We start from the raw sequence: 17,592 nt of genomic DNA, 5'->3' as shown, positions 1-17,592 counted from the left end.
GCAACCCTCGAAGACCGAGCCCGCCGATCGCCCACCGAGCCGCGTGCTCGACCCAGCGCTTGCTCAACCCAGCGCGCGGGGGTGCGAGGCGGCGTAGACCTCGCGGAGCGTCTGGACGGTCACCTGCGTGTAGATCTGCGTCGTGGTGACCGAGGCGTGGCCGAGCAGCTCCTGGACCACGCGCACGTCCGCCCCGCCGGCGAGGAGGTGGGTCGCGAACGAGTGGCGGAGCGAGTGCGGCGAGACGTGCTCCGTGAGCCCCGCCCGCGCCGCCGCCTGCTGGAGCACCGCCCAGGCGCTCTGCCGGCTGAGGGGGTTGCCGCGGGTGTTGAGGAACACCGCCGGGTTGCCCCGCCCGGCGGCGGCGAGCGCGGGACGCCCCCGCACGAGGTAGGCCTCGACTGCCTCGACGGCGTACCGGCCCACCGGCACCACACGTTCCTTGCGCCCCTTGCCGAACAGCCGCACGGACGCTGCGGTGAGGTCGAGGTCGTCGACGGCGAGCCCCACCGCCTCGCTGATCCGTGCCCCGGTGCCGTAGAGCAGCTCGAGCAGCGCCCGGTCGCGCAGCGGGACCGGCCCCTCCCCCAGCGACGCCGCCTCGAGCAGCGCCTCGACCCGGTCCACCGAGATCGCCTTGGGCAGGCGCTTGGCCGACGACGGCGGACGCACCTCGGCGCTCGGGTCCCCCGCCACGACGCCCTCCTCGAGCGCGAACCGGTGCCAGCCGCGCAGGGCCGTCACCGCGCGCCCCGCGGAGGAGGCGGCGAGCGCCGAACGGCCGTCGGCGCCGGTACGCAGAGCCTCGACGTAGGCGACGACGTCACCCTCGCGCACCTCGTCGAAGGCGAGCCCGCGGGCCTCGAGGAAGGCCGCGTACCGTTCGAGGTCGCGCCGGTAGGCGGCGAGGGTGTTCTCGCTCATGCCCCGCTCGACGGCCAGGTGGGCGAGGTACTCCCCGAGCACCTCCGCCGTCGTCGCCGTCGCCCCCCGCACGTCGGTCCGGTCAGTACGGCAGGAAGGGGTCGACGGCCACCGCCACGAAGACCACCGACAGATAGGTGATCGAGCCGTGGAAGACCTTCATCGCCGCCAGCTTCCCGCGCTCCGGGTGACGGGCCCGGCGGTAGAGCTGGGCCGTGGAGTACAGGAACCACGCACCTGCCGCTGCGGCGACGGCGGTGTAGACCCACCCCATCCCCGCCACCGGGACGAGCACGAGGGTGGTGGCCACCGTCGCGACGGCGTAGTAGATGATCTGCCGGGCGACGGCGAGGTCGGCCGCGACGACGGGCAGCATCGGCACACCGGCGCGGGCGTAGTCCTTCTTGAACTTCATCGACAGCGGCCAGTAGTGCGGCGGCGTCCAGAAGAAGATGACGAGGAAGAGGACGACCGGTGCCCACGCGAGCGTGCCGGTCACGGCGGCCCAGCCGATGAGGACCGGCATGGCGCCGGCGACGCCGCCCCAGACGATGTTCTGCGCGGTGCGACGCTTGAGGACGATCGTGTAGAAGACGACGTAGAGCAGGATCGCGGCGAGGGCGAGCCAGGCGGCCGCGCCGTTGACGACGAGACCGAACCACGCCACCGACACGACGCCCAGAGCGGTGGCGAAGACGATCGCCTGACGCTCGGTGAGCTCGCCGGTGACGAGGGGGCGCTGCTTCGTGCGGTTCATCAGCCGGTCGATGTCCCGGTCGATGTACATGTTGAACGCGTTGGCCGACCCCGCCGCGAGCGCCCCGCCGAGGAGGGTCGCGAGGAGCAGCCACGTCCCGGGCCAGCCGTCCGCGGCGAGGATCATCGTGGGGAACGTGGTGATGAGGAGCAGCTCGATGATGCGCGGCTTCGTCAGCGCCACGTAGGCGAGGAGCTTCGAGCGGCTCGGGCGTCCGCCCGTGGTCGCCGCCGGGTGCAGCGGCCCCTGCGCGTCGCCCGACGCGGGGTCTGCCGGGACGTGCGTCCCGTCGCTCACAGCTCGGTCCTCGTGCCCCACGGGTCGGTCGGCGGCGGGCTGGGCACTGTGCACGCAGATCCTCTCCCTGGCTTCGCCGTCCGGCGGAGGGCAGACCTCCCCCGCTCGGCCTCCATGGTACGGGGCGGGACCGGCCTCACCGGTCGGTGCGGGGCCGGCCGCACCGGGCGGGTCGTCACACGGTGCCGCTCCGTCGCGCAGCACGGTGCCGCTCCGTCACGCTCGTGGGCAGGGCCCGACGGCCGAACGGCGCCGGACCGCCGTCCGCGACAACATATGGCCCCCACACGCAACCGTGGGCGGGCCCCGGTAAGGTCGAGCGCGAGTCAAGAAACGACGCGGGGACGCCGATTTCAGACGGCGTCCGGCCGGAGAGGTTCTGGCACGGCCAGGACGGAAACGAGGATCTGTGAACGCATCGCCCGAGACCGCGCTGGACTGGTCCGACCTCGACCGGCGGGCGGTCGACACCGCACGAGTGCTGGCCGCCGACGCCGTCCAGAAGGTCGGCAACGGCCACCCCGGCACGGCGATGTCGCTCGCCCCGGCGGCGTACCTGCTCTTCCAGAAGGTCATGCGGCTCGACCCCGCGGACGACCAGTGGCTCGGTCGTGACCGGTTCGTCCTCTCGGCGGGCCACTCCTCCCTCACCCAGTACATCCAGCTCTACCTCGCCGGCCAGGGCCTCGAGCTCGACGACGTCGCCGCGCTGCGCACGTACGGCTCGAGGACCCCCGGCCACCCCGAGTACCGCCACACCAAGGGCATCGAGATGACCACCGGCCCCCTGGGCCAGGGCATCGCCTCCGCCGTCGGCATGGCCTACGCCGGCCGCAAGGAGCGCGGCCTCCTCGACCCCGAGGCGCCCGCCGGCCAGAGCCCGTTCGACCACCACGTCTTCGTCATCGCTTCCGACGGCGACCTGCAGGAGGGCGTCAGCGCCGAGGCCTCCTCCCTCGCCGGCACCCAGGAGCTGGGCAACCTCGTCGTCATCTACGACGACAACCACATCTCCATCGAGGACGACACCAACATCGCCTTCACCGAGGACGTCCTCGCCCGGTACGCGGCGTACGGCTGGCACACCCAGCGGGTGGACTGGACCAACGACGGCGGCCAGTACGTCGAGGACGTCGATGCCCTCCACGCCGCGGTCCAGGCCGCCAAGGCCGAGACCGGCAAGCCGTCGATCATCGCGCTGCGCACGATCATCGGCTGGCCCTCGCCGAACAAGCAGGACACCGGCGCCATCCACGGCTCGGCCCTGGGTGCGGACGAGGTCCGCGCCGTCAAGGAGGTCCTCGGCTTCGACCCGGAGAAGACCTTCGAGGTCACCGACGAGGTCATCGCCCACACCCGGGGCAACGTCGCCGAGCGCGCCCGCGCCGCCCACGAGGAGTGGGACGCCGCCTACGCCGCCTGGCGCGAGAAGAACACCGACGCCGCCGCCCTGCTCGACCGGCTCCGCGAGCGGGCCCTGCCCGAGGGCTGGACCTCCGCGCTCCCGACCTTCGAGGGCGGCAAGGCGGTCTCGACCCGCAAGGCCTCCGGCGAGGTCCTCTCGGCCCTGGCCGGCACGCTGCCGGAGCTGTGGGGCGGCTCGGCCGACCTCGCCGGCTCGAACAACACCACCATGAAGGGCGAGGAGTCCTTCCTGCCCGAGAAGCGCTCGACGAAGATGTTCCCCGGGAACATCTACGGCCGCACGCTCCACTTCGGCATCCGCGAGCACGCCATGGGCTCGATCGTCAACGGCATCGCGGTCCACGGGCTCACCCGGCCCTACGGCGGCACCTTCCTCGTCTTCTCCGACTACATGCGCCCCGCCGTGCGCCTCGCCGCGCTCATGGGGGCGCCGTCGACCTTCGTGTGGACCCACGACTCGATCGGCCTCGGCGAGGACGGCCCGACCCACCAGCCCGTCGAGCACCTCACCGCCCTGCGCGCCATCCCGGGCCTGGACGTCGTCCGCCCCGCCGACGGCGCCGAGACCGCCCAGGCCTGGCGCGGCATCCTCGAGCGGACCGACCGTCCCGCCGGCATCGTCCTGACCCGTCAGGACGTGCCGAACCCCGTGCGTGGTGACGGCGCCGCCGACGGCGACACGCTCGCCTCCGCGGAGGGCGTCCGCCGCGGCGCCTACGTCCTCGCCGAGGCCCCGGGCGGCAGCCCCGACGTCATCCTCCTCGCCTCGGGCTCCGAGGTGCAGCTGGCCCTGGCTGCCCGCGAGCAGCTCGCCGCCCAGGACGTCGCGGCGCGCGTCGTCTCGGTGCCGTGCATGGAGTGGTTCGACGAGCAGGACGACGCCTACCGCGAGGAGGTCCTGCCCGCCGCCGTGCGTGCCCGGGTCTCGGTCGAGGCCGGGCTCGCGATGAGCTGGCGCTCGCTGGTCGGCGACGCCGGCCGGTCCGTCTCGCTCGAGCACTACGGCGCCTCCGGCGACTACAAGGTCCTCTACGAGAAGTTCGGCATCACCGCCGAGGCCGTCGTCGCCGCCGCGCAGGAGTCGATCGCCGCCGACGGCGCCGCGCAGCCCGTGCGCGCCGGCGTGCCGACGCTGTCCGGCACCGGCGACCTGCCCAAGTAGCGCACCCCGGGGCCGGCGGCACCCGCCGCCGGCCCCGTACCGCCTCCGGCTCCGGCTCCGCCTCCGCCTCCGGCTCCGCACGCACCACCTCCCGCACCGCCCCGGCTCTGCCCGCACGACGTCCCCGTACCGCCCACATCCCGAACGAGGAGCAGCACGACGATGAGCGAGACCACCCCGACCGACCGGCTCGCCGAGCTCAGCGCGCACGGCGTCTCCATCTGGCTGGACGACCTGTCCCGCGCCCGCCTCACCGGCGGAGGGCTGCGCCGGCTCATCGACGAGCGCCACGTCGTGGGCGTGACGACCAACCCCACGATCTTCGCCGCCGCCCTCTCCCAGGGCAGCTCCTACGACGAGCAGATGGCGACCCTGGCCACTGCCGGCACCGACCTGGACGAGGCCGTCATGGCGGTCACCACCGACGACGTCCGGGAGGCGGCCGACCTCTTCGCGCCGGTCCACGAGGCGACCGGCGGCCAGGACGGCCGCGTGTCCATCGAGGTGGACCCACGCCTGGCGAAGGACACCGAGCGCACGATCGAGCAGGCCCGGATCCTGTGGTCGACCGTCGACCGCCCCAACCTCATGGTGAAGATCCCGGCCACGGTCGAGGGCCTGCCCGCCATCACCCAGGCGATCGGTGAGGGGATCAGCGTCAACACGACGCTCATCTTCTCCCTCGACCGCTACCGCGCCGTCGCCAACGCCTACCTCGACGGGCTCGAGCGCGCCCAGCGGGCCGGGATCGACCTCGCCAAGATCCGCGGGGTGGCGAGCTTCTTCGTCTCCCGCGTCGACAGCGAGATCGACGCGCGCCTGGACAAGATCGGCACCGACGAGGCCAAGGCCCTCAAGGGCAAGGCCGGCATCGCGAACGCGCGCCTGGCCTTCGAGGCGTACGAGGAGATCTTCTCCACCCCGCGCTGGGAGGAGCTCGCCGCCGCCGGCGCCCACCCGCAGCGCCCGCTCTGGGCGTCCACCGGTGTCAAGGACCCCGCCTACCCCGACACGATGTACGTCGACGAGCTCGTCGTCGACGGCGTCGTCAACACCATGCCGGAGAAGACCCTCGAGGCCGCGGCGGACCACGCGGACCTGCGCGGGGACACCGTGCACGGCACGTACGACGCCGCCCGGGCGCACCTCGACGCCCTCGAGCGTCTCGGCATCTCCTACACCGACGTCACCGACACCCTCGAGGCCGAGGGCGTCGAGAAGTTCGAGAAGAGCTGGGACGAGCTCCTCGAGACCGTCACCGCCGCGCTGGCACGGACGGCGGCGCGATGACCCGTCCCGCCACCGTCGTGTGGGCGGGTCCCGAGGAGGGCGCCGTGGTGGAGGTCAGCGCCACCGGCGACGCCGCCCGGGCCGTGGGCGACCACGTGCCCCGGCTCGTCGCCGAGAAGGTGGCCTCCCGCCTCGCCGCCCAGGACCCCACCCTGTGGGGTGAGGCCGCCGAGGCCGAGGCCGCCGTCCGGCTCGGCTGGACCGACCTGCACGCCACCTCCCGCCCGCTGCTGGCTCCCCTGCGCGCCCTGCGCGAGGAGCTCGCCGCCGAGGGCGTCGACCGGGTCGTCCTGTGCGGCATGGGCGGCTCCTCGCTCGCGCCCGAGGTCGTCGCGGGCACCGCCGGCGCCCAGCTGACGGTCCTGGACTCCACCGACCCCGACCAGGTCCGCCGCGCCCTCGACGGCGACCTGCGCGCCACCGTCGTGGTCGTGTCCTCGAAGTCGGGCAGCACCCTCGAGACCGACTCCCACCGCCGGATCTTCGAGGCCGCGTTCGCCGACGCCGGGATCGACGCCGCGAGCCGGATCGTCGTCGTCACCGACCCCGGCTCGCCGCTCCACGAGGCGGCGACGGCGGCCGGCTACCGTGCCGTCCTCGAGGCCGACCCGCACGTGGGCGGACGCTTCTCCGCGCTGAGCGCCTTCGGGCTCGTGGCCTCGGCCCTGGCGGGCGCCGACGTCGAGCAGCTCCTCGACGAGGCGGCGGAGGTCGCCGAGGTCTACGCCGAGGACTCCGAGGCCAACCCCGCGCTCGTCCTCGCCGCCGCCCTCGCCGGCACCGAGCCCCTGCGCGACAAGATCGTCCTGCGCGACGCCGGCTCCGGGCTGTTCCACCTCGGGGACTGGGTCGAGCAGCTCGTGGCCGAGTCCACCGGGAAGGACGGCACCGGCCTGCTGCCGGTGGTCGTCGGCTCACGCGCGCCCGAGCTCGACGGCGCGGCTCCCGACGTCCTGCCGGTCGTGCTCCTGCCGCTCACCGACGACGCAGCACCGGCGTCCGACGGGCCCGGCGACGCCGCACCGGGCTCGGACGGTTTCGGCGACGCCGCCGAGGCTGACGGCCGCGCTGGAGACGGCAACGACGACGACGACGCGGCCCGGACCGAGGTGACCGTCGCCGGCTCGCTCGGTGCGGTGCTGCTCCTGTGGGAGAACGCCGTCGCCATCGCGGGGCGGCTCCTCGGCGTCAACCCCTTCGACCAGCCCGACGTCGAGGCCGCCAAGTCCGCCGCTCGCGGCCTGCTGGAGTCCACCCCGCCGCCCGAGCGCCCCGCCTTCGAGGACTCCGGGGTGGAGGTGCGCGCGTCCGCGGAGCTCCTCGGCGGCGCGGACACGGTCGCGGGCGCCGTCGAGGCCCTCCTCGCCACCCTGGGCGAGCGGGGCTACCTCGCGGTCATGGCCTACCTCGACCGGGAGGGCCGCGCTGCGGACCTCCTCGGGGACGTGCGCGCGGACCTCGCCGCGCGCACCGGCCGGCCCGTCACCTTCGGGTGGGGCCCACGGTTCCTGCACTCGACCGGCCAGCTCCACAAGGGCGGCCCGGCCGTGGGCGCCTTCCTCCAGATCACCGGCGAGGCCGAGCACCAGGTGCTCGTGCCGGGCCGGGACTTCGACCTCGCCGCCCTCCTCGCCGCCCAGGCGGCCGGCGACGCCGCGGTGCTCGCCGGCCTCGGCCGGCCGGTGCTGCGGCTGCACGTGACCACCCCCGACGCCCTGGCGTGGCTCGCCGGCGTCCTGGCCGGACCGGTGAACCCATGAACGCGAACGTCAACCCCCTGCGCGACCCGCGCGACCGGCGCCTGCCCCGCATCGCCGGACCCTCCGGGGTGGTGATCTTCGGCATCACCGGCGACCTGGCGCGCAAGAAGCTCATGCCGGCGATCTACGACCTCGCCAACCGCGGCCTCCTGCCGCCGTCGTTCGCGCTCACCGGGTTCGGCCGGCGCGAGTGGTCCACCGAGCAGTTCGCCCAGGTGGTCCACGACGCCGTGCGCGAGAACGCCCGCACGCCCTTCGACGAGCGCACGTGGGCCCAGCTCGTCTCGGGCTTCCGGTTCGTCCAGGGCGAGTTCGACGACGACGACGCCTTCGACCGTCTCGCCGAGACCGTCCAGGGCCTCGACGCCGAGCGCGGCACCGGCGGCAACCACGCCTTCTACCTCTCCGTCCCGCCCGACGCCTTCCCCGTGGTGCTGCGCCAGCTCGCCCGCTCGGGCCTGTCGGACTCCACCGGCGACAGCTGGCGGCGCGTGGTCATCGAGAAGCCCTTCGGGCACGACCTGGCCTCCGCGCGGGCGCTCGACGACGTCGTCTCCGAGGTCTTCCCCCCGGACTCCGTCTTCCGCATCGACCACTACCTCGGCAAGGAGACGGTCCAGAACCTCCTCGCCATGCGGTTCGCCAACCAGCTCTTCGAGCCGATCTGGAACGCCAACCACGTCGACCACGTCCAGATCACCATGGCCGAGGACATCGGCATCGGCACCCGCGCCGGCTACTACGACGGCATCGGCGCGGCCCGCGACGTCATCCAGAACCACCTCCTGCAGCTCCTCGCGCTCACCGCGATGGAGGAGCCCGTCTCCTTCGACGCGGAGTCCCTGCGCGCCGAGAAGGAGAAGATCCTCTCCGCGGTCCGGCTGCCTCCGGACCTCTCCGCGCACACCGCCCGCGGCCAGTACGGCGCCGGCTGGCAGGGCGGGGAGGAGGTGCGCGGCTACCTCGAGGAGGACGGGATCCCCTCGGACACCGCCACCGAGACCTACGCCGCGCTGCGCCTGGACATCGACACCCGGCGGTGGGCCGGGGTGCCGTTCTACCTGCGGGCCGGCAAGCGGCTGGGCCGCCGGGTCACCGAGATCGCGGTGGTCTTCAAGCGGGCACCGCACCTGCCCTTCGACCTCTCCGCCACCCAGGAGCTGGGGCACAACGCCCTGGTCATCCGGGTCCAGCCGGACGAGGGGGTGACCATCCGGTTCGGCGCCAAGGTGCCCGGGACGGCGATGGAGGTCCGCGACGTCACCATGGACTTCGGGTACGGCCACGCCTTCACGGAGAACTCGCCGGAGGCCTACGAGCGGCTCATCCTCGACGTCCTCCTCGGCGACCCGCCGCTGTTCCCGCACCAGCGCGAGGTCGAGCTGTCGTGGCAGATCCTCGACCCGGTCATCAACCAGTGGGCCGCCGACGGCCGCCCGGAGACCTACCAGCCCGGGTCGTGGGGCCCGCCCAGCGCCGACGCCATGCTCGCCGCCGACGGCCGCACCTGGCGCCGGCCGTGAGCCCGGCCCGGACGACACGGCGCGAACGCCCGACGAGGAAGGACCAGCAGTGATCATCAACCTCCGGGGGACCACCTCGGCCAAGATCGGCAGCCGGCTCGTCTCCCTGCGGGAGGAGGGCGGCGCCGTCGCCCTGGGCCGGGTGCTGACCCTCGTCGTCCTCGCCGCCGACGACGCGACGGCGGAGCGGGCCATCCGCACCTCCAACGACGTCTCGCGCGAGCACCCCTCCCGCGTGATCGTCGTCCTGCCCGACGAGCCGCCGGCCGAGGGCACCCAGCCGCGCCTGGACGCCCAGATCCGGGTGGGCGGCGACGCCGGCGCGTCCGAGGTCATCGTGCTGCGGCCCCGCGGCGGGGGCGGCTCGACACCCGACACCCTCGTCATGCCGCTGCTGCTGCCCGACGCCCCGATCGTGGCGTGGTGGCCGACCGACCCGCCCGCCGCGCCCTCGCAGCACCCCATCGGCCTCATGGCCCAGCGCCGGATCACCGACTCCACGCTGTGCCCCGACCCGGCCAAGGCCCTGACCGCGCTGGCGCAGAACTACTCCCCCGGCGACTCCGACCTCGCCTGGGCGGGGCTGACGCTGTGGCGCAGCATCCTCGCCGCCGCCCTCGACGAGCCGCCGCTGGACCCCGTCACGGCCGTGACGGTCTCGGGCTCCCCGGTCCACCCGTCGGTGGACCTGCTCGCGGCGTGGCTGGGCCTGCGCCTGGGCTGCCCGGTGGAGATCCGCGGCGAGGGCCACGACGCCATCAGCGGCGTCGTCCTCGAGCGGGCCTCGGGCCCCATCTCCCTGCAGCGCCCGCAGGGCTCGGCCGTCGCGGCGCTGTCCCGGCCGGGACGGCCCGACCAGTACGTCAACCTGCCCATCCGCGACGTGCGCAACGGCCTCATGGAGGAGCTGCGCCGTCTCGACCCGGACGTCACCTACGGGCAGGTGCTCACCGAGGGCCTGGCCCTGCTGGGGGCGCCCGCGCTGCAGGCCTGAGCCGCAGCGCGGCCCGCCGACCGCACGAGACGAGCCCGGCCCCGCGGCAGACGCCGCGGGGCCGGGCTCATGTCGGGCGAGGGGCTCGGTCAGCCCCCGCGGCGCTCGCGCAGGGCGGCGAGGGCCTCGTCGAGGAGCGCGGCGCCGTCCTCGTCGGAACGGCGCTCCTTCACGTACGCGAGGTGGGTCTTGTAGGGCTCGTTCTTGGTCGGCGAGGGCGGGTTCTCCTTGTCCTGGCCGGCCGGCCCGCCGCACCGCGGGCAGTCCCACGTCTCGGGGATGACGATGTCGGGCTCCTTGGCGAAGCTCGGGCGCACCTCGTGGCCCTGGTTGCACCAGTAGGACACCCACACCCGGGGGGCCGCCTCGCCGCGCTCGGCCTCACCCATGGGGCCCGCGCCCACGCGCGAACCACGGATCGCACTTCCACCAGCCACGTCGCTACTCCTAGATCTCGAACTTCTGGATCAGACCGAGCAGCACCACGGCGGTCGTCCACACGAGCGCGACGCCGATGGTGATCCGGTTGAGGTTACGCTCGGCCACGCCGGAGGAGCCGATGGAGCTCGACAGCCCGCCGCCGAACATGTCCGACAGCCCGCCGCCCTTGCCCTTGTGCATGAGGACGGTCATGACGAGGAAGATGCTGGTGATCACCAGCACGACCTCGATGATGATCCGAAGGACGTCCACGGGCTCTCCGTTCCGTTCGTTGGGGCGGCGTCCGCTCGCCCGGTACAGGATAGGTGATCGCCGCGCGGGCTCGGCGCACGACCGCGCCGCGGACGCGCCCGTACCTCCGGGGGCACCGAGCGACGACGCACCACGGGGGAGGCCGACGGGCGCCGGCCTCCCCCGCGACACGTGTGGCTACAGACCGACCTGGTGGTCCTGGAAGCGCGCGATGGCCGCGAACTCCTCCGCCTGGAGGCTCGCGCCGCCCACGAGGGCGCCGTCGACGTCCTCCTTCGCCATGATCGAGGCGACGTTGGACGACTTCACCGAGCCGCCGTAGAGCACGCGCACCGTCTGGGCGACGGAGTCGTCGTACAGCTCGGCCAGCCGGCCCCGGATCGCGCCGCAGACCTCCTGGGCGTCCTCCGGCGTCGCCACCTCACCGGTACCGATGGCCCAGACCGGCTCGTACGCCACGACGGTCCGCGCGGCCTCGTCCGCGCTGAGGCCGGCGTAGGCGCCGTCCAGCTGGGCGAGGGTGTAGGAGACCTGGTCGCCCGCCTTGCGCACGTCCAGGCCCTCACCGACGCAGATGATCGGCGTGATGCCCGCGCCGAGCGCGGCCTTGGCCTTGGCGCCGACGAGGGCGTCGTCCTCGCCGTGGTACTGCCGGCGCTCGGAGTGCCCGACGACGGCGTAGCTGACGCCGAGCTTGGCGAGCATCGTCGCCGAGATCTCGCCGGTGTACGCGCCGGAGGCCTGCGCGGAGACGTCCTGGGCGCCGTAGCGGATGTCGAGCTTGTCGCCGTCGACGAGGGTCTGCACCGAGCGCAGGTCCGTGAACGGCGGGACGACGACGACCTCGACGGCCGCGGCGTCGTGCTTGGCGTCCTTGAGGGTCCAGGCGAGCTTCTGGACGAGCGCGATGGCCTCGTGGTGGTCGAGGTTCATCTTCCAGTTGCCCGCCATGAGGGGCGTGCGGGTGGTGGCCATGGGTCAGTCCTCCAGGACGGCGATGCCGGGGAGGGTCTTGCCCTCCAGGAACTCCAGGGAGGCGCCGCCGCCCGTGGAGATGTGCGAGAACGTCGACTCGTCGAACCCGAGGGTGCGCACCGCCGCGGCGGAGTCGCCGCCACCGACGATGGTGAAGCCGTCGGCGTCGGACATCGCCTGGGCGACCGCGCGGGTGCCGGCCGCGAACGCGTCGAACTCGAACACGCCCATGGGGCCGTTCCAGACGATGGTGCGCGCGTCGGCGATCTTGGCCGCGAAGGCCTTGGCGGACTCCGGACCGATGTCCAGGCCCATCTGGTCGTCCGGGATCGCGTCCGCGGCGACGACCGTGGCCGGCGCGTCGGCCTTGAACTCCGGCGCCACGACGATGTCGGTGGGCAGGACGATCTCGACGCCCTTCTCCTGCGCCTGGACGAGGTAGCCCTTGACGGTCTCGACCTGGTCCTCCTCGAGCAGGGACTTCCCGACGCCGTGGCCCTGGGCCGCGAGGAAGGTGAAGACCATCCCGCCACCGATGAGGAGGCGGTCGGCCTTGCCCAGGAGGTTGGCGATGACGCCGAGCTTGTCGGAGACCTTCGAGCCGCCGAGCACGACGACGTAGGGACGCTCGGGGTTCTCGGTGGCCCGGCGCAGGGAGTCGATCTCCTTGAAGACCAGAGTGCCCGCCGCGTGCGGGAGCCGCTGGGCGACGTCGAAGACCGACGCCTGCTTGCGGTGGACGACGCCGAACCCGTCGGAGACGTAGACGTCGGCCAGCGCCGCGAGCTCGTCGGCCAGGGCGCCGCGCTCGGCCTCGTCCTTGGAGGTCTCGCGGGCGTCGAAGCGGATGTTCTCGAGCAGGGCGACGTCGCCGTCGGCCAGGCCCTCGACGACGGCGCGGGCGTCCTCGCCCACGGTGTCCTTGGCGAGGACGACGTCCTGGCCGAGGAGCTCACCCAGGCGGGCGGCGACCGGTGCGAGGGAGTACCTGGCCTCCGGCGCGCCCTTGGGGCGGCCGAGGTGCGCGGTGACGACGACGCGGGCGCCGGCCTTCGTCAGCGCGGTGAGCGTGGGCAGGGCGGCGCGGATGCGGCCGTCGTCGGTGATGGTGGTGCCGTCGAGCGGGACGTTGAAGTCGGAGCGGACGAGCACGCGCTTGCCGCGCAGATCGCCGAGGTCCTCGATGGTCTTCATGCTTCTCCTTGGGTCCTGACAGGCGGACGTCCGCGTGCGCGAGCCTTCAGCTGCGCACGCGGACGTCCGTACTTCCGGCGGGTGGTGGGTCAGAGACGCGCGCCCACGTACTCCGAGAGCTTCACCAGCGAGCTGGCGTAGCCGTACTCGTTGTCGTACCAGGCGACGACCTTGACCTGGTTGCCGATGACCTTGGTCAGGCCGGCGTCGAAGATCGACGGGTGCGGGTTGCCGACGATGTCGGCGGAGACGATCGGGTCCTCGGTGTACTCCAGGACGTCCTTGAGCTCCTCGGTCTCCGAGGCCTTCTTGATCGCGGCGTTGACCTCCTCGACGGTGACGTCGCGGCCCGCGGTGAAGGTGAGGTCGGTGGCGGAGCCGGTCGGGGTCGGCACGCGCATGGCGTAGCCGTCGAGCTTGCCCTTGAGCTGGGGCAGGACCAGCGAGACGGCCTTGGCCGCACCGGTGGAGGTCGGGATCATCGACAGGGCGGCGGCGCGGGCGCGACGCAGGTCGCGGTGCGGGCCGTCCTGGAGGTTCTGGTCGGCGGTGTACGCGTGGATGGTGGTCATGAGACCGCGCACGATGCCGAACTCGGCGTCGAGCACCTTGGCCATGGGTGCCAGGCAGTTCGTGGTGCACGAGGCGTTGGAGATGATGTGGTGGTTCGCCGGGTCGTACTCGGTGTGGTTCACGCCGACGACGAAGGTGGCGTCCTCGTTCTTCGCGGGCGCGGAGATGATGACCTTCTTGGCCCCGGCGGCGATGTGCTTGCCGGCGGACTCGGCGTCCACGAAGCGGCCGGTGGACTCGATGACGATGTCGGCGCCGAGCTCGCCCCACGGCAGCGCGGCGGGGTCCTTCTCCTCGAGGGCCTTGAAGGTCTGCCCGCCGACGGTGATGGTGTCCTCGGTGAACGACACGTCCTCCTTGAGGACGCCGAAGACGGAGTCGTACTTGAGCAGGTGGGCCAGCGTCTTGTTGTCGGTGAGGTCGTTGACACCCACGATCTGGATGTCGGCGCCGGAGGCCAGCACAGCGCGGGTGAAGTTGCGGCCGATGCGGCCGAAGCCGTTGATGCCGACGCGGATGGTCACTATGTCCTCCTGGAGTGCGCCGCTCGGCGCACGCATTGTCCGGATCTCGTCAGCACCGCTCTGGGTGCTCCTGGACCGTGGACCGCTTCGCGCCGGGGCGCGTGGGCGGGCCGGTCCAGCAGGTCCAAGACTACCCAGTTGTGGCGATTCGTCGCGGGGGACCATCGTCCACGGACACCCTGTGAGAACGCCCACAAGGGACGTCCGTCGCGCGGGCTGCGGGGCGGGTCGCGGGGCGGGCTACAGGTCGAGCATGTCCGGGGTGAGGATCGCCTCGGTGTCCGGGATGCCCTTTTCCCTGGCGCGCTTGTCCGCCATGGCCAGCAGGCGCCGGATCCGGCCCGCGACCGCGTCCTTGGTCAGCGGCGGGTTCGATAGCTGGCCCAGCTCCTCCAGGGACGCCTGCTTGTGCTCCAGGCGCAGCCGGCCGGCCTCGACGAGGTGCTCGGGGACCTCCTCGCCGAGGATCTCGAAGGCGCGCTCCACCCGGGCGCCGGCGGCGACCGCGGCGCGGGCCGAGCGGCGCAGGTTCGCGTCGTCGAAGTTCGCCAGGCGGTTCGCGGTCCCGCGGACCTCCCGGCGCATGCGCCGCTCCTCCCAGACCAGGACGGCGTCGTGCGCACCCATCCGGGTGAGCATCGCGGAGATCGCGTCGCCGTCGCGGATGACGACGCGGTCGATGCCGCGCACCTCCCGGGCCTTGGCGACGACGTTCATCCGGCGGGCGGCACCGACGAGGGCCAGCGCGGCCTCGGGTCCTGGGCAGGTGACCTCGAGCGAGCTGGACCGCCCGGGCTCGGTGAGGGAGCCGTGGGCGAGGAAGGCGCCGCGCCAGGCCGCCGTCGCCTCGGCGACGCCGGCGGAGACCACCTGGGGCGGCAGGCCCCGCACGGGCCGGCCGCGGGTGTCGAGCAGGCCGGTCTGGCGGGCCAGGGACTCGCCGTCCTTGACGACGCGGACGACGTAGCGGTTGCCGCGGCGCAGGCCACCGCCGGAGACGACGATGATGTCGCTGGAGTGGCCGTACACCTCCTGCATCGTCTGGCGCAGCCGGCGGGCGGCGATCGCGGTGTCGAGCTCGGCCTCGACGACGATGCGCCCGGAGATGATGTGCAGCCCGCCGGCGAACCGGAGGGTCGCGGCCACCTCGGCCTTGCGGGCCGACACCTTGTCCACCCGCAGGCGGGCGAGCTCGTCCTTCACGGCGGAGGTCAACGACATGCCGGTCATCTTCGCACTCATCCTCGGGTGGTTCCTCCCGGCCCTCGTGGGCCCCGCTCGGGCTCGACGTCGCCGAGGACCCCCTCGAACGCGTCGCGGAACGCCGCCGCCAGCCGCAGCGGGTCGTGGCGCGGGGACCCGTCGCCCACCCCCACCTGGCGCAGCAGCAGCGTGGCGCCCGCCGCCGCGGCGGCGTCGGCGAGGTCGTCGAGGTCCTCCACCGCCGCCGGGTCGGCCACGACGACGTCCAGGCGGAGGTCGGGGGCGTGGCTGTGCAGGGAGCGCATGTGGTCCGCGGCGGTCATCCCCTCCGTCTCGCCGTGCTGGGCCGAGAGGTTGAGGGTGAGCGCGCGGCGGGCGCGCGTCTCGTGCAGCGCGGCGGCGAGCTCGGGGACGAGCAGGTGCGGGATGACCGAGGTGTACCAGGAGCCGGGCCCGAGGACGACCCAGTCCGCGGCGCGGACGGCGGCCACCGCCTCGGGGCTGGCGGGCGGGTTCTCGGGGATGATCCGCACCTGCTCGACGACGCCGGTGCACACCGCGACGGCGGACTGGCCGCGGATCGTCTCGGTGCCGTGCTCGCCGCGCACGGTCGCCTCGATCTCCAGGGGCACCGACGCCATCGGCAGCACCCGCCCGCGCACCCCGAGCAGGCGCCCCACCCAGTCCAGGCCGGCCACGGGGTCGCCGAGGAGCTCCCAGAGCGCCACGATGAGGAGGTTCCCGACGGCGTGGTTGTCCAGCGGCCCCGCGGTGCGGAACCGGTGCTGGAGCACGTCGCGCCAGGTCAGGCCCCACTCGCCGTCGTCGCACAGGGCCGACAGGGCCATCCGCAGGTCGCCGGGCGGGAGCACGCCGAGCTCGCCGCGCAGGCGGCCGGAGGAGCCGCCGTCGTCGGCGACCGTGACGACGGCCGTGACGTTCTGCGTGATGTGCCGCAGGGCGCCGAGCGTGGCGGCGAGGCCGTGCCCGCCGCCGAGGGCGACGACGGCCGGGCCGCGGGCACCGGGCTCGAGGCCGACCCCACGGGCACCGGGCTCGAGACCTGACGCGCGGGCGCCCGGCTCGAGGCCGGACCCGCGGGCGCCGGGCCCCGCGCCGGACGGGCGGAGGCCGGGCTCCACCCCGTCCCGGAGGGGTTCGGTCATTCCCGCCCCAGGTCCCGGTGGAGGGTGCGGACGGACTGGCCGTGCTCCCGCAGGCGCTGCGCGATCGCCTCGGTCATGGCGACCGAGCGGTGCTTGCCGCCCGTGCAGCCCACGGCGATGGTGACGAAGGGCTTGAGCTCGTTGAGGTAGCCGTCCAGCACGGGGGCGATGGCGTCGACGTACCGGTCGGCGAAGAGCGTGGCGCCCTCCTGGCCGAGCACGTAGTCGGCGACCGGCTTGTCCTTGCCGGTGAGGTGGCGCAGCTCGCTGACCCAGTACGGGTTGGTGAGGAACCGGACGTCGACGACGTGGTCGGCGTCGAGCGGCAGGCCGTACTTGAAGCCGAACGAGACCACGGTGACCCGCAGCGGGCGGTCCGCCTCCCCCGCGACGGTCTCGCGCACCTTCCGGGCGAGGTCGTGCACCGACATCTCGGTGGTGTCGATGACGACGTCGGCGCGCCGGCGCAGCGTGCCCAGGAGCTTGCGCTCCTCACCGATCCCGTCGAGCAGGCGCCGGTCGCCCTGGAGCGGGTGGGGACGGCGCACGGACTCGTAGCGGCGGACCAGCTCGTCGTCCGAGGCGTCGAGGAAGACGATCCGGTACTCCGTGCCCTGGGCCCGCAGCTGGTCGAGGACGTCGACGAGCTCGGTGAAGAACTCCCCGCTGCGCACGTCGACCACCGCCGCCAGCCGGTGCACGCCCCCCTCGGCGGGGGTCATCATCCGGGCCAGGGCCGAGAGCATCCGCGGGGGCAGGTTGTCCACGACGTACCAGTCGAGGTCCTCCAGCGCGGCGGCGGCGCGGGAGCGGCCGGCGCCGGACATGCCGGAGATGATGAGCAGCTCGGGGACCTCGGCGGGCGCGAGCGGGGTGGTCTCGTCGAGCACGGGGATGCCCTCGGGGACGGTGGGCGGCCGTGCGTCGGATCCGTTCTCGCTCATGGGGCCAGGATGCCAGGTCAGCGGCCCGGGCGTGCCCGGTGGTGCGGCGGTCGTCAGGCCCGGTGGTGCGGCGGTCGTCAGGCCCGGTGGTGCGGCGGTCGTCAGGCCCGGTGCCGGCCGGACGCCGCGCCGAGGCGACGTCCGCCTCGCGCCACGCACCGCGCGCAACGCACCGCGCGCCGCGCGCC

Annotated in this window: 15 protein-coding genes; 5 read left to right on the top strand and 10 right to left on the bottom strand. The window is 73.6% G+C overall.

Annotation, left to right across the window (positions count from 1 at the left end; all coding sequences use genetic code 11):
• Positions 1-63 precede the first annotated feature (63 nt).
• The gene (gene xerD, locus EDD32_RS13490) at positions 64-996 is read right to left on the bottom strand and encodes a site-specific tyrosine recombinase XerD (protein WP_211338822.1); all 933 of its coding nucleotides are present in this window, start codon (positions 994-996) and stop codon (positions 64-66) included.
• Positions 997-1,006: 10 nt separating this feature from the next.
• Positions 1,007-1,978, bottom strand: a complete 972-nt coding sequence (locus EDD32_RS13485) for a heme o synthase (RefSeq protein WP_123918263.1) — start codon at positions 1,976-1,978, stop codon at positions 1,007-1,009.
• 409 nt (positions 1,979-2,387) lie between these two features.
• Here EDD32_RS13485 and tkt point away from each other — a divergent pair, with 409 nt between their 5' ends.
• From tkt to EDD32_RS13455, 5 genes are all read left to right on the top strand, one after another.
• Positions 2,388-4,565, top strand: coding sequence for a transketolase (tkt, locus tag EDD32_RS13480; protein WP_123918261.1), 2,178 nt, complete (start codon positions 2,388-2,390; stop codon positions 4,563-4,565).
• A gap of 162 nt (positions 4,566-4,727) precedes the next feature.
• Positions 4,728-5,855: a transaldolase gene (gene tal, locus EDD32_RS13470; protein WP_123918260.1), complete on the top strand. Its 1,128-nt coding sequence runs from the start codon at positions 4,728-4,730 to the stop codon at positions 5,853-5,855.
• On the top strand, positions 5,852-7,615 hold the full coding sequence (locus EDD32_RS13465) for a glucose-6-phosphate isomerase (protein WP_123918258.1): 1,764 nt from the start codon (positions 5,852-5,854) through the stop codon (positions 7,613-7,615). The genes tal and EDD32_RS13465 overlap by 4 nt, the downstream gene beginning before the upstream one ends.
• On the top strand, positions 7,612-9,138 hold the full coding sequence (gene zwf / locus EDD32_RS13460) for a glucose-6-phosphate dehydrogenase (RefSeq protein ID WP_123918256.1): 1,527 nt from the start codon (positions 7,612-7,614) through the stop codon (positions 9,136-9,138). The genes EDD32_RS13465 and zwf overlap by 4 nt, the downstream gene beginning before the upstream one ends.
• A 49-nt stretch (positions 9,139-9,187) precedes the next feature.
• Entirely contained in the window at positions 9,188-10,132 is a 945-nt protein-coding gene (locus EDD32_RS13455) for a glucose-6-phosphate dehydrogenase assembly protein OpcA (RefSeq protein WP_123918254.1), read from the top strand.
• 89 nt (positions 10,133-10,221) lie between these two features.
• Here the strand turns inward: EDD32_RS13455 and EDD32_RS13450 are convergent, their stop codons facing one another.
• The 8 genes from EDD32_RS13450 to rapZ form a co-directional block, all read right to left on the bottom strand.
• Positions 10,222-10,569: an RNA polymerase-binding protein RbpA gene (locus EDD32_RS13450; RefSeq protein WP_123918252.1), complete on the bottom strand. Its 348-nt coding sequence runs from the start codon at positions 10,567-10,569 to the stop codon at positions 10,222-10,224.
• A gap of 10 nt (positions 10,570-10,579) precedes the next feature.
• The gene (gene secG / locus EDD32_RS13445) at positions 10,580-10,825 is read right to left on the bottom strand and encodes a preprotein translocase subunit SecG (protein WP_123918250.1); all 246 of its coding nucleotides are present in this window, start codon (positions 10,823-10,825) and stop codon (positions 10,580-10,582) included.
• Positions 10,826-11,002: 177 nt separating this feature from the next.
• The gene (gene tpiA / locus EDD32_RS13440; protein ID WP_123918248.1) at positions 11,003-11,800 is read right to left on the bottom strand and encodes a triose-phosphate isomerase; all 798 of its coding nucleotides are present in this window, start codon (positions 11,798-11,800) and stop codon (positions 11,003-11,005) included.
• 3 nt (positions 11,801-11,803) lie between these two features.
• Entirely contained in the window at positions 11,804-12,994 is a 1,191-nt protein-coding gene (locus tag EDD32_RS13435; protein WP_123918246.1) for a phosphoglycerate kinase, read from the bottom strand.
• 89 nt (positions 12,995-13,083) lie between these two features.
• Entirely contained in the window at positions 13,084-14,091 is a 1,008-nt protein-coding gene (gene gap, locus EDD32_RS13430) for a type I glyceraldehyde-3-phosphate dehydrogenase (protein WP_123918244.1), read from the bottom strand.
• Positions 14,092-14,331: 240 nt separating this feature from the next.
• Positions 14,332-15,312, bottom strand: coding sequence for a DNA-binding protein WhiA (whiA, locus tag EDD32_RS13425; protein WP_123920542.1), 981 nt, complete (start codon positions 15,310-15,312; stop codon positions 14,332-14,334).
• Between the two features lie 17 nt (positions 15,313-15,329).
• A complete protein-coding gene (locus tag EDD32_RS13420) occupies positions 15,330-16,460 on the bottom strand; it encodes a gluconeogenesis factor YvcK family protein (protein WP_123918242.1) in 1,131 nt (376 codons plus the stop codon).
• Complete coding sequence (rapZ, locus tag EDD32_RS13415) at positions 16,457-17,404, bottom strand: RNase adapter RapZ (protein WP_123918240.1); 948 nt, start codon at positions 17,402-17,404, stop codon at positions 16,457-16,459. The genes EDD32_RS13420 and rapZ overlap by 4 nt, the downstream gene beginning before the upstream one ends.
• Between the last annotated feature and the right edge of the window lie 188 nt (positions 17,405-17,592).

It is taken from the genome of Georgenia muralis, assembly GCF_003814705.1.
Classification (GTDB): Bacteria; Actinomycetota; Actinomycetes; order Actinomycetales; family Actinomycetaceae; genus Georgenia; species Georgenia muralis.
This window is presented reverse-complemented; position numbering and strand designations above follow the sequence as displayed.

Excerpts from the sequence above, each read along its gene's own strand:
- tal (WP_123918260.1), top strand. The coding sequence starts at position 4,728 with ATGAGCGAGACCACCCCGACCGACCGGCTCGCCGAGCTCAGCGCGCAC.
- EDD32_RS13465 (WP_123918258.1), top strand. The coding sequence starts at position 5,852 with ATGACCCGTCCCGCCACCGTCGTGTGGGCGGGTCCCGAGGAGGGCGCC.
- zwf (WP_123918256.1), top strand. The coding sequence starts at position 7,612 with ATGAACGCGAACGTCAACCCCCTGCGCGACCCGCGCGACCGGCGCCTG.
- tpiA (WP_123918248.1), bottom strand. The coding sequence starts at position 11,800 with ATGGCCACCACCCGCACGCCCCTCATGGCGGGCAACTGGAAGATGAAC.
- EDD32_RS13435 (WP_123918246.1), bottom strand. The coding sequence starts at position 12,994 with ATGAAGACCATCGAGGACCTCGGCGATCTGCGCGGCAAGCGCGTGCTC.
- whiA (WP_123920542.1), bottom strand. The coding sequence starts at position 15,312 with ATGTCGTTGACCTCCGCCGTGAAGGACGAGCTCGCCCGCCTGCGGGTG.
- EDD32_RS13420 (WP_123918242.1), bottom strand. The coding sequence starts at position 16,460 with ATGACCGAACCCCTCCGGGACGGGGTGGAGCCCGGCCTCCGCCCGTCC.
- rapZ (WP_123918240.1), bottom strand. The coding sequence starts at position 17,404 with ATGAGCGAGAACGGATCCGACGCACGGCCGCCCACCGTCCCCGAGGGC.